11 protein-coding genes and 1 pseudogene are annotated in these 14480 nt (G+C 72.1%); 4 read left to right on the forward strand and 8 right to left on the reverse strand.

Features of this window, described 5'->3' with window-relative positions:
- Window positions 1-19 precede the first annotated feature (19 nt).
- Together FAF44_RS10145 and FAF44_RS10150 are read left to right on the forward strand one after the other, a co-directional pair.
- A complete protein-coding gene (locus FAF44_RS10145) occupies window positions 20-1156 on the forward strand; it encodes a Gfo/Idh/MocA family protein (RefSeq protein ID WP_237102810.1) in 1137 nt (378 codons plus the stop codon).
- A complete protein-coding gene (locus tag FAF44_RS10150; RefSeq protein WP_237102811.1) occupies window positions 1153-2226 on the forward strand; it encodes a Gfo/Idh/MocA family protein in 1074 nt (357 codons plus the stop codon). Before FAF44_RS10145 ends, FAF44_RS10150 begins: the two co-directional genes overlap by 4 nt.
- Here FAF44_RS10150 and FAF44_RS10155 read toward each other — a convergent pair.
- Window positions 2207-3274: an amidohydrolase family protein gene (locus FAF44_RS10155; protein WP_237102812.1), complete on the reverse strand. Its 1068-nt coding sequence runs from the start codon at window positions 3272-3274 to the stop codon at window positions 2207-2209. The two genes, FAF44_RS10150 and FAF44_RS10155, sit on opposite strands and share 20 nt — an antisense overlap.
- Before the next feature lie 16 nt (window positions 3275-3290).
- Here FAF44_RS10155 and FAF44_RS10160 point away from each other — a divergent pair, with 16 nt between their 5' ends.
- On the forward strand, window positions 3291-4325 hold the full coding sequence (locus tag FAF44_RS10160) for an Ldh family oxidoreductase (protein ID WP_237102813.1): 1035 nt from the start codon (window positions 3291-3293) through the stop codon (window positions 4323-4325).
- A 19-nt stretch (window positions 4326-4344) separates the two neighbouring features.
- The gene (locus FAF44_RS10165; RefSeq protein WP_237102814.1) at window positions 4345-5352 is read left to right on the forward strand and encodes a fumarylacetoacetate hydrolase family protein; all 1008 of its coding nucleotides are present in this window, start codon (window positions 4345-4347) and stop codon (window positions 5350-5352) included.
- A 485-nt stretch (window positions 5353-5837) separates the two neighbouring features.
- On the opposite strand, the pseudogene FAF44_RS10170 reads toward FAF44_RS10165, so the two are convergent.
- The 7 genes and pseudogenes from FAF44_RS10170 to FAF44_RS10200 all read right to left on the reverse strand — a co-directional run.
- A pseudogene (locus tag FAF44_RS10170) lies at window positions 5838-6941 on the reverse strand (sialidase family protein); the annotation flags it as partial.
- A gap of 30 nt (window positions 6942-6971) precedes the next feature.
- Window positions 6972-7844, reverse strand: coding sequence for a dihydrodipicolinate synthase family protein (locus FAF44_RS10175; protein ID WP_237102815.1), 873 nt, complete (start codon window positions 7842-7844; stop codon window positions 6972-6974).
- An 89-nt stretch (window positions 7845-7933) separates the two neighbouring features.
- On the reverse strand, window positions 7934-9196 hold the full coding sequence (locus tag FAF44_RS10180; protein WP_237102816.1) for an ABC transporter substrate-binding protein: 1263 nt from the start codon (window positions 9194-9196) through the stop codon (window positions 7934-7936).
- Window positions 9197-9242: 46 nt separating this feature from the next.
- The gene (locus tag FAF44_RS10185) at window positions 9243-11960 is read right to left on the reverse strand and encodes an alpha-L-rhamnosidase (protein WP_237102817.1); all 2718 of its coding nucleotides are present in this window, start codon (window positions 11958-11960) and stop codon (window positions 9243-9245) included.
- Window positions 11957-12778 (reverse strand): carbohydrate ABC transporter permease, encoded by an 822-nt coding sequence (locus tag FAF44_RS10190; RefSeq protein WP_237102818.1) that lies wholly within the window; start codon window positions 12776-12778, stop codon window positions 11957-11959. Before FAF44_RS10190 ends, FAF44_RS10185 begins: the two co-directional genes overlap by 4 nt.
- Window positions 12778-13728, reverse strand: a complete 951-nt coding sequence (locus FAF44_RS10195; RefSeq protein WP_237102819.1) for a carbohydrate ABC transporter permease — start codon at window positions 13726-13728, stop codon at window positions 12778-12780. Before FAF44_RS10195 ends, FAF44_RS10190 begins: the two co-directional genes overlap by 1 nt.
- Entirely contained in the window at window positions 13725-14435 is a 711-nt protein-coding gene (locus FAF44_RS10200; RefSeq protein WP_237102820.1) for a GntR family transcriptional regulator, read from the reverse strand. The genes FAF44_RS10195 and FAF44_RS10200 overlap by 4 nt, the downstream gene beginning before the upstream one ends.
- Between the last annotated feature and the right edge of the window lie 45 nt (window positions 14436-14480).

Genomic DNA, 14480 nt, shown 5'->3' on the forward strand with positions numbered 1-14480 from the left:
ACCGTAAGGAGAGACCCGCATGCAGGAGAACGGGATCGGCCTGGCCGTCGTCGGGTGCGGCACGGTCGGCCGGATCCGCGCCGTACTCGCCCGCGAGTACCCCGGCGTCACCTGGCTCGGCCTGTGCGACATCGACCCGGCGACGCTGAAGGAGCTGGCCGCCGACACCCGGGCCGACTTCGTCACCACCGACGCGGCCGAGCTGCTGCGCAGGCCCGAGGTCAGCGCGGTGATCGTGGCGACCGACGAGAGCCGGCACGTGGACCCCGTCATGGAGGCGGTGCGGCACGGGCACCCGCTGTTCATCGAGAAGCCGCTGGCCACCGACCCGGTCGAGTCGGCGCGGGTGCTCGCCGCCATCGAGGACAGCGGCGTGGACGCGGTCGTCGGCTACACCCAGCGCTTCCGCCGCCGCTTCCTGGCCGTCAAGCAGCGCCTGCGTGACGGCCAGATCGGCCGCGTGACCTCGGTCGTCACCCGCGCGTTCATGAACCGGATGGTCCCGGACGCCACCCTGCGCAAGGTCACCGACACCACCGGCCTGACCCCGATGGTGGTCTCCGGCACGCACAGCCTCGACATGAGCATGTGGCTGCTGGAGGGCCGGACCCCGGTCGAGGTGTACGCCAGGTCCACGGACGTGGTGCTGGGCCCGTCGGGCACCAAGGACGGCACGTTCGGCATCTTCACCATGGACGACGGCACCCTGTTCAGCATGAACATCAACTGGGCCCTCCCGGCGATCTGGCCCGGCTCGGTGTACGGCCTGGAGATCGGCATCGTCGGCACCACCGGCGTCATCGACATCGAGGACACCCACCGCGACGTCATCGTCGCCTCCGAGCGGGGCCAGCCCGCCGGCTACCGCAGCCGCGGCTTCGAGGCCCCGGCCACCCGGCACGTCGACTTCGTCGGCAGCTACCCGCCCGGCGACCTGTCGGACGGCCTGCTGTGGGGGCCGATGCGGGAGGAGACCATGTCCTGGTTCAGCCGGCTCACCAAGGGGGTGGCCACCCCGCACGCGACCGCGCGGGAGGGCCACGCCAACCTCCTGCACACGATGGCGATGGACCTGTCGGCCCGGCGCGGCACGCCGGTGTCCCTGCCGATCAGCCCCGAGGAACTGCGCGGCGGCCTGCGAGAGGAAGCACGATGACGGGACCACTCGACGTCGGTGTGATCGGCACCGGCTGGTGCGGCGGCATCCGCGCGCTGGCCTCGGCCCGCAGCGCCCTGGTGGACGGGCTGCACCTGGCGGAGATCGACCCCGCCCGGCTGGCGGAGGTGGCGGAGGCGACCGGCGCGCGCACCGCGACCGCCGACTGGGAGCGGCTCGTCGCCGACGACCGGATCAGCGCGATCATGATCTCGGCCACGCCGGAGACCCTGCACCACCCGATGGCCAGGGCCGCGCTGGCGGCGGGCAAGCACGTCCTGCTGGAGAAGCCGATGGCACTCACGCTGGAGGAGGCCGACGAGCTGATCGGGCTGGCCGAGGCGGGCGGCCTGAAGTTCACGATCGGCTACTCGCAGCGCTTCAACGCCAAGCAGGCGCTGATCAGGCGGGCCATCGACGACGGCACCCTGGGCACCGTCACCAGCATCCTGATCAGCCGGCACATCACCAGGTCGCTCGGTGCGAAGATCAGCTCGCGGACCAGGTTGTCGCCGGCCGCGATGGAGGCCACCCACGACCTCGACTTCGCGTTCTGGTGCCTGGGCCCGCGCCGGCCGGTACGGGTCTACTCGCAGAACGCGTGGGGCGTACGCCGCGCCACCCACGGCTCCCCCGACACGCAGTACCTGCTCGTCACCATGGACGACGGCGCGGTGGTCACGGTCGGCGCGGGCATGTCGCTGCCGCCCGGCTACCCGAACCAGTCGACCACCTGGATGGAGGTGCTGGGCACCGACGGCGCGGTGCTGGCCGACGCCAGCCACCGGGACATCGTGCTCAACACCGTGTCCGACGGGGTGCGCTTCCCGCTGTCGACGATGCCGGGCGAGTACGTCGGCGCGACCTACGCGGGCCCGATGGAGCGCGAGACCACGCACTTCCTGGAGGCCGTCGCGCACGACCGTCCCGTCATGGTGGACCCGCGCCTGGCCCGCACCACGATGGAGGTCTACCTGGCCGCCGACCTGTCGGCGGAGCGGGGCGAGGCGGTCGGCCTGCCCCTCTCGGCCGAGGCGTACGAGGCGGCGCTCAAGGTCGGTCGAGCCTGAGCAGCCGGGCGGCGTTGCCCCCGAGCACGAGCCGCCGCTCGCGCTCGTCGAGCCCAGCCCGCTCGACGAAGCCGAGCGGATCGACGGTGCCCATGTCGAAGGGGTAGTCGGTGCCGAGCAGCACGTGCTCGGCGCCGAAGTCGCTCACCAGGCGGCGCAGCAGGACCGGGTCGAAGACGTTGCTGTCGAAGTACAGCTCGCGCAGGTAGTCGCTGGGCCTGCGGTCGATGTGCCGGCGCAGTTCGGGACGTACCTCGAAGGCGTGGTCGGTGCGCGCGTAGGAGGAGGGGAGGTATCCGCCGCCATGGACGACGATCATGCGCAGGCCGGGGTGCCGCCGCCACACGCCGCCGAGGATCATGCGGGTGGTGGCCAGCGTCGAGGCCAGCGGCATGCACATGACGTTGACCAGGTAGTAGTCGCTCATCCGCTGGCCGTGGGTGAACCCCTGCGGATGCATGATGGCGACCATGCCCAGCTCGGCGGCGGCCTCCCACACCACGTCGAAGCGGGCGTCGTCGAGGTCGAGGCCCACGACGTCGGCGCTCAGCTCGAAGCCGGGGAAGCCGAACTCGTCGTGCGCCTCCCGCATGACCTCGACGGCCAGTGCCGGATGGTTCATCGGCAGGTTGGCCACGGCCGCGAACCGCCCGGGATGGCGGGCGACGACCTCGGCGAAGCGCTCGTGCTGCACCCGGCACGCCTTCAGCGCCTCCCGCTCGTCCAGCCAGTAGAAGTACTCGGTCGGCGGCACCGACAGCACCTGGAGGTCGACGCCCTGGAGGTCCATGTCGGCCAGGCGCGCCTCGGCGTCCTCGAACTGGGCCGTCTGGCGGTCGCTGGCGCGGTACTCCCGGTTGTAGCGCAGCGTCTCGGGCGAGGAGTAGCGCAGGCGGGGCTCGTACTCGGGTTTGAAGAAGGGTTTCGCGATCTGCTCCCCGGCCGGGACGGAAAGATGCGTGTGCACGTCCACGACGCGGTACGGCGGTTTCTCCGCAACGGTCGGCTCGATTACCGGAGCCAATTCCGGCCACCATTCATCGGTCATACCGACAGGATATACAATGCGCTATTCATTTGACGAGCTGGTGGCATTCTCCACGCAATTGTTCCGGGCCGCGGGAATCAGCGGGGAGCACGCGCTGGTGACCGCCCGCCGGCTGGCCGAGGCCGACCTGCGCGGCCGGGCCGGGCACGGGCTGATCCGGGTCGCGCCCTACCTCAGGCGCATCCGCGCGGGCGGGATCAACGCCCGCGCCACGCCGCGGATCCGGCGGCAGAGCCCGACGAGCGCGCAGGTCGACGGCGACAACGGGCTCGGCCAGGTCGTCATGACGATGGCCGCCGAACTGGCGATCACCAAGGCGGCCGGGACGGGCGTGGCGATCGTGGGCACCGTCAACTCCAACCACGCCGGGGCCGCCGGGCTCTACACCGAGATGGCCGCCGAGGCCGGCCTGGTCGGCCTCTACCTGGCGGTCGCCAGCGCCAACGGGATGCCGCCGTTCGGCGGCACCGACCCGGTGCTGGGCCCGAACCCGCTGTCGATCGCCGTCCCGGCCGCGCCCGGCAGGCCGTTCCTGCTGGACATCGCCACCACGGCCGCCTCCCACGGCGCGATCAAGGTGGCCAGGCAGCGCGGCGAACCGCTGCCGGTGGGCTGGGTGGCCGACCGCGAGGGGCGGCCGATCACCGACCCGGACCGCGCGGACGAGGGGTTCCTGCTGCCGATCGGCGGCCACAAGGGATCGGGGCTGACGATCGCGATCGGCCTGCTGGCCGGCGTGCTCAACGGCGCCGCGTTCGGCGCCGGCGTCGTGGACCACCGCCTCGACGACGTCACGCCGACCAACACCGGGCAGGTGTTCATCGCCGTGCGGGCCGACGTGTTCCGGCCGTCCGAACCGGTGCCCGGCGACGTGACCCGGCACCTGGACGAGTTGCGCCGGGCCGGCGGCGACACCCTGCGCCTGCCCGGCGACGAGGCCGCCCGGCTGCGCGCCGAGAATACCGAAAAGGGCGTCCCGGTCGCCGCCGACGTCATTTCCGCGCTGAATGCCGAGGCGGCCCGCTCCGGCATTTCCGACCGCCTTCGATAAGAGGAAGACAATGAAACTCGTGACCTTCGAGAACGGCCCGGCGACGAGCATCGGCGCGCTCCTGGAGAACGGCGACGTCGTCGATTTCGCCGCCGCCCCCGAACTGCCCGCGACGATGGCCCGTTTCGTGGCGCTCGGGCAGCCGGGGCTCGACCGGGCCGCCGAACTGGTCGCCGAACTGTCCGCCGCCGGCAAGACCGTCCGGGGGGCGCGGCTGCTGGCGCCGATCCGCCCGCCCAACAACGTGATGTGCGTCGGCAAGAACTACCTCGACCACGCGGGCGAGTTCGCCGGCAGCGGCTTCGACGCCTCCCAGCGCCAGGTCGTGCCCGACCATCCGGTGGTGTTCACCAAGGCGCGCTCGTCCATCGCGGGCCCGGGGCAGGAGATCGACGTCTCCGCCGACAGCACCGGCACCAGCGACTACGAGGGCGAGGTGGCCGTCGTCATCGGCGCCGGCGGCGTCCGGATCCCGGCCGTCGAGGCGTGGCGGCACGTGTACGGCTACACGATCGTCAACGACCTGACCGTCCGCGCCCTGCAGAAGCGGCACGTGCAGTTCTTCATCGGCAAGAGCGCCGCCACCTACTGCCCGATGGGCCCCTGCCTGGTCACCCGCGACGAGATCGGCGACGTGTCCGGCCTGCGCGTGCGTACCCGCGTCAACGGGGAGCTGCGGCAGGACGCCCCGCTGGCAGACCTGATCTTCCCGATCCCCACGCTGATCGAGACGATCTCCGCGGCGGTGGCCCTGGAGCCGGGCGACGTGATCGCGACGGGCACGCCGGCGGGTGTCGGCCTCGGCTTCGACCCGCCGCGTTTCCTCGTCCCCGGCGACATGGTCGAGATCTCCGTCGACGTGAGCGGGGCGCTCCTGGTCGTGCCCGCCGCGTTGCCGAACTCGGCGACGAAGGTGTACGAGCCGGGCGCCCGCCCGGTCACGTCGAGCACCGCCGCCTGCGCGCCCGGGGTGCGCGCGACGAGCGTGCCCTCGGCGACGACGCTCGTGCCCTCCAGGAAACGGTAGGAGGTGGCGTTCGTGCCCCACCAGAGGTCGGCGGTGACCCGGACGGAGCCGTCCCGGCCGGGCGCGGCGGCCGACAGCACCGGGGTGGCCGGCGACGCCTGCGTCACCTTGACCGTGACCGAGGTCGTCGCGGTGACGCCCTTGGAGTTGACCAGTTCGCCGGTGTAGACGTAGGAGCCGTTCGTCCTGCCGGTGACCGGGATCGTGACCGACTGCGGGGCGGTCCCGCCGTGGGCGAGGTCGCGGGCCGCGATCGGCTCGCCGTTCTCGTACAGCCGGAACGAGCTGCCGTTCTCGCCCCGCCACAGGTTCATCGTGACCCGGTAGTCGCCGTCGAGCAGGCCGGTGTCCCAGCCGTTGTCGTGGGACAGCACGCCCCTGCCGGGCACCGCCGCCGGCCCGCCGCGGCGGGCGAGGTCGGCGACCGGGACGCGGCTGAGCTGCACGTCCTCCTTGTTGGTGCCGTAGGCCGCGTACAGGAAGCCGTCCCAGACGATGCTTTTCGGGTAGCTGTAGCCGGCGGACTTGTACAGGCCCTCGTATCGGCGCGGTTGCAGGTCCTCGGCGGTGCGCAGGTTGTACGCCGCGTCGAAGGTCACCCCGTCGGCGCTGGTCAGCACGGACAGCGGGAACCGGTTGCGGGCGCCGGTCGGGTTGCCGACCAGGTAGGCGGTGCCGTCCGGCAGGTTGCCCGCGCTCTGCTTGGTGCGCGAGTCGGGCACGTTCGTCTCGGCCGACGGCGACCAGGTCGCGCCGTCGTCGGTGCTCACCGCGGCGAGCTTGCGGTAGGTGCCGCCCCCCTGGTCGCGGAAGACCATGACGACCGAGCCGTCCGGACGCCGGTACCAGCTCGGCTCCAGCTCGCGGCTCATCTTCGGGGTGTTCGGCTGGTTGTCGAAGCGGCCCTGCGTCCAGCCCGAGACGCCGAGCGGGTCGTCGGTGTAGTACGGCTTGACGAACAGGCCCGGCTGCACGTGGAACGCGGTGAGCACCCGGCCGCCGGGCAACGCCTTGACGTCCTGCTCGATGATGCCGTCGACCGGCTGCCCGTCGGCGCCGGTCACCCGCTTCGGACTGCTCCAGCTTCTGCCGTCGGTGCTGGTCACGTACTCGGTGTGGCCGCCGCGCGGGGTCAGCGCGCGCGGCCAGACGTTGAGGTAGGCGACGAGGGTCTTCCCGTCGGTCCACCAGCCGCCGCTGGAGGTGTAGCCGTCGGTGCGCGGCGTGGTGAGCGGGGCCGGGTCCGACCACGTCTTGCCGTCGGCGCTGGTGGCGTAGGTGACGATGGTGTCGGGGGCGTCCTCGTCCACTGCGGAGCTCTGCCACTGGGCGTACAGCCGGCCCTTGAACGGCATGAGCACGACGCCGTGGTTGTACTTCAGGTCGTCGTCGCCGGGTGCGAAGACGGTGATGGTCTCGGCGCGCGCGGCGCGTTCCAGGCCGAGCGTGCCGGTGTCGGCGGTGTCGATGAGGCCGTCGGTCACCTTCGGCACGAGCGGCCCGTCGTCGGCGGTGGCGGCGTGCGCGGGGGCGGTGGACAGGGCGAGGAGGACCGCCAGGGCGAGGGCGGTTAACCGGGTGGGCGTCATGGTGTTTCTCCGTATCGCTGAGGAGGGCTGTCAGTGATAGCGCGGCAGGTCCCGGGCGAGCCGCCGCAGCGCGTCCTCGTCGGGTTCCGGGATCGGCATGCGGGAGCGGCCGACCGGCCGGCCCGCGAGGCGGTGCACGGCGAGCATCCGGGTCGGCTCGCCGCGAATGGCGTCCACCGCCTCGTCCACGTCGTCCTGCAGGCGCGCCACGGCGGCGGTGTCGGCGCGCTCCAGCGCCTCCCGCATCGCGACGAACGGCCTGGCGAACGCCGACGCCACCCCGGACACGATCCCGTCGGCGCCCGCGGCGACGGCGCTCGCGTAGTCGCCGTCGCTGCCGGTGTAGATGCGGAACCCCTCGGGCAGCCGGGCCCGGAACGCGGCGATCCGCTCCAAGGGCTCCCCGCTGACCTTCACCCCCACGACGTGCGGCAGGCCCGCGAGCCGCGCCAGCAGCTCGTCGTCCACCGCCACGCCGGTGCGCGCCTCGAAGAGGTAGACGAACACGTCCAGACCGGCGGCCTGCGCGCTGACGTCCCGGAAGAACGCGAAGACCTCCTCGGGCGGCGCCGGCAGGTAGAACGGGGTGAGCACGGCGATCTCGCGGGCGCCGGCCTCCCGCGCGCCCGCGATGAGCTGCGACACCTCGAACCGGCTGGCGGCCCCGACGTGCACGATCACCCGGATGCCGGGCAGCTCCTCGACGGCCAGCTTCGCGACGGCGTTGCGCTCCGGTATCGACAGGGCCGGGAACTCCGCGGTCGTGCCGAGCACGAGCGCTCCCTGGACCCCGGAGCCCGCGACGTACGCGAGGATCTCCCGGGTCCCGGCCAGGTCGAGCGACCCGTCCGCGGCGAACGACACGGGTACGGCGGTGATGATGTCATGAGAGGTGGTAGGCATGAGTCTTTCGCGGGAGACGGTGACATGAGGGATACCGGGTGGCGGACGGTGACCCGCCCGGCCACCCGGGTCGGACGGCGCGGGCCGGATCAGCCGGCGGAGTAGGCCTCGTCCATCGACGCCAGCACCTGCCCCGCGTCCGCCTGGCCGGAGAAGAGCTGCTGGATCCCGGTGAAGTGCGCGGCCTGCACCTTCGCGCTCGGCCAGCCGCTGTCCGGGAAGGGCGCGGTGTGACCGGCGGCGATGATGTCGATGGCGGCCTGCACGGCGGGCTCGGCCCCGACGTCGGCTCCCTGGATCGCGGGGATGCCGGGGGCGGCGTCGAACCAGACCTTGATGGCCTCGGGCGTCGCCAGCCAGTCGACGAAGTCGAGGGCGTTGACCCGGTTCTTCGCCGTCTCGTTGACCGCGAAGCTCACCCCGATGCCGCGCGGGACCGGGTTGGTGCCGCTGTCACCGCCGGGCAGCGGGAAGAAGCCGAACTCCGTGCGCGCCGGAGCGGTCGAGGCGATCTGCGAGAACGAGGCCAGCACCTGCACCACGCCGATGGCCTTGCCGGTGTTGACGAGACCGTAGGACGCGGTCACGTCGGTGCCGAGCGGGTCGTCGTTGAAACAGCCCGCCTTGCCCATCTCCTGGTACTTGGCCAGCGCGTCCGCCCATCCGGAGGCGGCGAAGGTGGCCTGGTTCTGCGCCATCTTGTCGTTGAAGCCCGGGTCGGCGGCGTAGACGGTCGAGGCGACCAGCGCGTACGGGATGAGCTGGGTCACCCAGTCGGTCTGGATGCCCAGCGCGAAGGCGACCTTGCCCTTGGCCTTGGCGTCCGCGCAGAAGGTGAGCAGTTCGCTGTAGGTGGCCGGCACCTTCAGGCCGGTCTCCTTCAGGGTGGCGGCGTTGTAGATGGCGCCGATGGCGTCGAGCTTCGACGGCAGCCCGTAGGTCTTGCCGCCGATCCGCAGCGTCTCGGCCGTGCCGGGCTCGACCTTCCCGGCCCACGGCCGGTCCGACAGGTCGGCCAGGTAGCCGGCCTTCTGCAGGATGGAGATGGCGCCGGGGTTGCCGCTGCCCGGCCACACCGTGAACACGTCGGACGCGGTGCCCGACGAGAGCTGGGTGCGCAGCGTCGTCTGGTACTGCGCGGTGTCGGCCACGGTCAGGTTGACGTCGAGGCCGCTCTTCTTCTTGTACGCCTCGATCACCGCCTCCATCGGCGCCTGGTTGTTCGACGTGGTGGCGACGGTGAGCGCGCCGGTCTTCTCATTGCTCGGGGCCTGCGGCTGCGCTCCGCAGGCGGCCAGCACCAGCGCGGCGGCCGCGAGACCGGCCACAGCGGTGATCTTCCGGTTGATCATGCTCGTTATACTCCAGAGGAGGAAGGGGGCGGGAGCCCCCGGGGAATCAGTGGATCGGCGTCGTGGCGGGCGCTCCGGCCGGAAAGCGGAAGTGGTAGCTTCCGGATTCCAATCGCAGCCAGGTGTGCCCCTGCTGCTCCGCCTGGAGGGTGACCCCTTCCGAACGGGTGACGGCCTCGCCTCCTTCCGTGATCGTCGCCGCCGAGGGAGCCGGGAGCACGGCCTCGGCGGCCGGTCCCGGCGGAATGACCACCGACCATTCGCACCAGCCCGTCCCGTCGCGCCGCCAGGAGCTGCCGACGCGGCCGCGAGGGGTCTCGATCGTGCCGCGCGCCCAGTCGAGGGACTCGTGAAGCTGCGGCGCGAGCCGGATCTGCGCGTACCCCGCCGAATCGGGCGTCTGTCCGAGGCCGAGCACGCCGGTGAACAACCACTCGCCGACCGCGCCGAGCGAGTAGTGGTTGAAGCTGTTCATCCGGGGCGACTGGAAGCCGTGCTGCGGCGTCCAGCCGTCCCAGCGCTCCCAGATCGTGGTGGCCCCGTTGCGCACGGAGAACAGCCACGACGGGTAGCGGTCGTCGTTGACCAGCGCGTACGCCAGGTCCGAGCGGCCGATCGCGGTCAGCACCGGGCACAGGAGCCCGACGGTGATGAACCCCGAGGTGAGGGAGACGCCACGGCGTTCGATCGCCTCGACGAGCCGGGCGGCGACGGCGTCACGCCGCTGCTCGTCACACAGGTCGAAGGCGAGGGTGAGCAGGTAGGCGCCCTGGGTGTCGCCGTGCACGCGGCCGTCGGGGGCGACGAACTCCGCCCGGTAGGCGGCGCGGACGCGTTCGGCGAGCTCGGCTGGCTCCCGCGCCTCCGCGTCGCGGCCGAGCGCGGCGAGGCTGCGCGCGGTCAGCTCCGCGCTGTGCGCGAAGTAGGCGGTGGCCAGCACCTCCTTCGGGGTCTGCGCGCCGACCTGCAGCCAGTCGCCGTAGTCGTTGCCGACGCGCTCGCGCCAGATCAGGCCCGGGTTGTGCCGTTCGACGTGCCGCACCCAGCGCACCATCGAGTCCACCGACTCCCGCAGCACCTCGAGGTCGCCGGTGGCGCGGTAGACGTTCCAGGGGACCGTCACGCCGCCGTCGCCCCAGGCCGGCGCGCCCTCCCGCAGGTGGATGAGGCGCGGCGAGATGTCGGGGAACGCGCCGTCGGCGGACTGGCCGATGCGCACGTCCCGCAGCCAGCGGCGCAGCAGCGGGGCGACGTCGGCGAGCAGCAGCGCGGTCGGCGCGAACACCTGCGCGTCGGCCAGCCAGCCGAGCCGCTCGTCCCGCTGCGGGCAGTCGGTCGGGATCGACACGAAGTTGCCCCGCAGGCTCCAGGCGATGTTCGAGGCCAGCGCGTTCAGGTCCGCGCTGGAGGTCTCGAACTCGCCGGTGAGCGCGAAGTCGTTGTGCAGCACGACCGCCTCGACCTGCTCCGGGGACAACTCGCCGGTCAGTCCCGCGACCTCGGCGTACCGGAAGCCGTGCAGGGTGAAACGCGGCTCGAACACCTGCACTGGCGAGCCGTCGGTCCAGAAGACGTCCACGGGCTCGGCGGTGCGCAGGTTCGCCGTGTACAGCTCGCCCCGCTCGTCGAGCACCTCGGCGTGGGTGAGCTGCACCCGGGTGCCCTCGGGCTGGCCGGTCAGGGTCAGCGCGACGCGGCCCACCAGGTTCTGGCCGAAGTCGACGACGAAGCGGCCCCCGCCGCGCGGCAGCACGGCGAGCGCCGGCACCCGGCCGGTCACCCGGACCGCCGGGTCGGCCTCCGGGACCAGCATCGAGGTGTCGCGGGACGTCACCACCGCCTCCGACCAGGCCGAGGTGTCGTGGCCGGGCGACTGCCAGCCGGGCTCGGCGCGACGGGAGTCCTCGTACTGGCCCATCAGCAGGTCGGCGTAGAGGATGTCGCTGGGCGACTCCTTCCACCCGTCGCCGCTGACGATCGAGGTGCGCGCGCCGTCGGCGCCGTCCACGTCGAGCTGGACCAGCAGGGCGGGCTCGGTGCCGTAGTGCTGGGCCTGGTGGCGCCGGTCGGTGCCGATGAAGCCCGTGTACCAGCCGTCGCCCAGCAGCGCCGCGACGGTGTTGCGGCCGGGCCGCAGCAGGGCCGTCACGTCCCAGGTCTGGTACGTGATCCGGGTGCGGTACTCGGTCCAGCCGGGCACCAGCTCGTCCCGCCCGACCCGGCGGCCGTTGACGTAGAGGCGGTAGACGCCCTTCGCGGAGGCGTGCACCCGCGCCGACGCCGGCGCGGCGGCCAGGTCGAAGCCGTGCACGAAGCGGCGTACCGGCTGCAGCTTGTTGACCGTGTAGCTGATGTCGGTGTCCTGCAGCGGCGAGGCCACCTGGCGGTAGACGGGGTTGCGGCCGATCCACGCGGCCCGCCACTCACCGGCGTGCACCACGCCGGTGCCGAACCGGGCCGCGACCGTGGTCCGCGCGCCGGTCTCGTCCTCGACCTCGGCCTCCCACTCGTACGCCGCCGACGACACCAGCGGCGCGCCGCCGTAGCGCACGCCGGCGGTGCTCTCCGACACCACCACGCCGGAGTCCCAGGCCAGCACCGCGCCGCCGGTCGCCGGCAGGTGCCGCACCCGGACGCGGTAGGAGCGCTGCCGCGCGCCGCGCCGGTCCGACTCCAGCCGCCAGGAGAAGGCAGGCGCGGCGACGACGCCCATCGGCTCGTGCTGCCCGTCCGTACGGGGCTCGCGGGCCCGCAACTCGCTCATCCCTTCAGCCCTCCCGCGAACCCGCTGATGATCCGGCGTTGCAGCAGGAAGTAGACGACCAGGACCGGCATGATGCTGATCACCAGGCCGGCGAACACGATCGGCCAGTTCGACACGTACTGGCCGACGAAGGCGTACAGGGCGACCGTCACCGTCTGCTGCGGCGTGCCGCTCAGGTAGAGCAGCGGGACCAGGAAGTCGTTCCACACGGTGATCGCGTTCAGGATGACGACGGTGCCGGTGACCGGGCGCAGCAGCGGGAAGATGACGCTGCGGAAGGTGCGCAGCGAGCCCGCGCCGTCGATCGCGGCGGCCTCCTCGTACTCCTTCGGGATCGTGCGCAGGAACCCCGTGTAGAGGAAGATCGAGAACGGCACCTGCGCGCCGGCGTAGAAGATCACCAGGGCCCACAGCGAGCCGAGCAGCCCGACGTCGCGCATGGTCTGGTAGAGCGGGATGAGCGCCACCTGGAACGGGATCAGCATGCCGGCGAGCACCAACCAGAAGAGCGTGGACGACAGCCGCGACGTGATCCGCGCCAGCGGGTAGGCCGCCATCGAGGAGATGACCACGATCAGCACCACGCTGACGCTCGTCACGATCGTGCTGTTGAGCAGCGCGCCGGCCAGGCCCGCCTGCTCCCAGGCGGCGACGTAGTTGCCGAGCGTCGGCGAGGTCACCGGCAGCAGCGGCGAGGAGACGTCGCCGGCCGGCCGCAGCGACAGGTTGACCAGGACGTAGACCGGCAGCACGAACACGAGGGCGGCCAGGAGCATGACGACCTCGCGGGCGAGGACGCCCTTGGTGTAGCGGAACATCAGCTCACCGCCTTGCGGTTGGACAGGCGGTACTGCGCGATCGAGAACACCGCCACGACGAGCGCCAGCACCAGGGCGAGCGCGATGCCGTAGCCGAACTCGTCGAACTGGAAGGCCGACTTGTACAGCAGCGTGGAGAGGGTCTCCGTGGCCCCGCCGGGGCCGCCGCCGGTCAGCACGTACACCTCGGTGAACATCTTGAACCCGCCGATGATGGTCAGCATCACGTTGATCGTGGTCGCGGTGGCCAGCAGCGGCCAGGTCACCGACCGGAAGCGGCGCCACGCGCCGGCCCCGTCCACCGCCGCCGCCTCGTTCAGCTCGGGCGGGATCGACTGCAGGCCCGCCAGGTAGATCACCATCGAGTAGCCGGCGTGCTGCCAGACCACGACCATGACCACCGACACGGCCGCCCACGTCGGGTCGCCGAGCCAGCTCTGCCGCAGCGCGCCGAGGCCGACCGCCTCCAGCGCGCCGTTGACCGCGCCGTCCGGCGTGAGCATGAACTTCCACAGGTACGCGACCACGACCGGCGTGATCACGACCGGGGCGAAGAAGACCACGCGCAGCACGTTGCGCGTCTTGATGCCTGTGTGCAGGCCGACCGCGAGCAGCAGCCCGACGCCGTTCTGCAGCACCGTGATGGCGAGCGCGAAGACGAGCGTCATGGTCAGCGCCTCGAGCGAGCTGGCCGTGGAGAAGATCCGCGCGAAGTTGTCGAACCCGACGAAGGCGTAGCCGGGCGACAGGCCGTCCCAGTCGGTGAAGGCCAGCGCCCCGCCGCGGAAGGTCGGCACCACGACGGCGAACCCGTAGAAGGCGAGCGCGGGCAGCGCGAACCAGAGCAGCCGGCGCGACGGCGCGGCCGGGCCGCGCGGGGTGCGCCGCCGGCCGCCGCTCGCGCGCGGCGGGCCGGTGACCGGGGGCCGGTCGTCGGTGAGGCTGGTCATGAGGCGCTCTCCCCGGCCTGACCGGTGGCGAGCGCCTCGTCCTCGATCATCTCGAGGACGGCGTGCCCCATCCGGTCGCGCGCGCCGCGCAGGTGGGCGCGCATCTCGTCGGCGAGCGGGCCCGCCTCGCCCGCGACGATCAGCTCCAGCAGCCGCCCGTGGTCGTGCGCGGACGGGTGCAGGTCCACGTCCTCCTCGACGGTGAGCTGCATCAGGCTGGCGATCAGCGGCTCGTAGTCCTCCCACACGTCGACCAGCCGCCGGTTGCCGCCCATCTCGTACAGCAGGGCGTGAAAGCGCAGGTCGGCGTGGGCGAACTCGCGGGCGTGGGACCGGTCGGCGGCGGTCAGCATCTCGCGCACGATGGCGCGGCCGGACTCCAGTTGCTCCGGCGTGGCCAGCCTGATCGCGCGGGTCACGGCCACCACCTCGATCGCCTCGCGCAGTTCGTACAGGTCCTCGATGTCGCGCCGGGTGAGACCGACGACGTAGAAGCCGCGCCGCCGGGACTCGACCAGCCCCTGTGCCTCCAGCAGCCGCAACGCGTCGCGGACGGGGCCCCGGCTCACGTCGTACTGCGCGGCCAGGGAGTCCTCGACGAGGTGTGTCCCGGGTCGCAGCACGCGCCTGACGATCTGCTCCCGCATCACCTGGGCGAGCTGATCTCCCAGGGCCGGGGCACGCGCGGGCCTTTTCGAGGTGAGCACTCCGAAACCTCCCGTTTACGGTTAACGGTGAGACAGTTAACCGTT

The organism is Nonomuraea sp. MG754425 (assembly GCF_021699195.1).
Taxonomy (GTDB): domain Bacteria; phylum Actinomycetota; class Actinomycetes; order Streptosporangiales; family Streptosporangiaceae; genus Nonomuraea.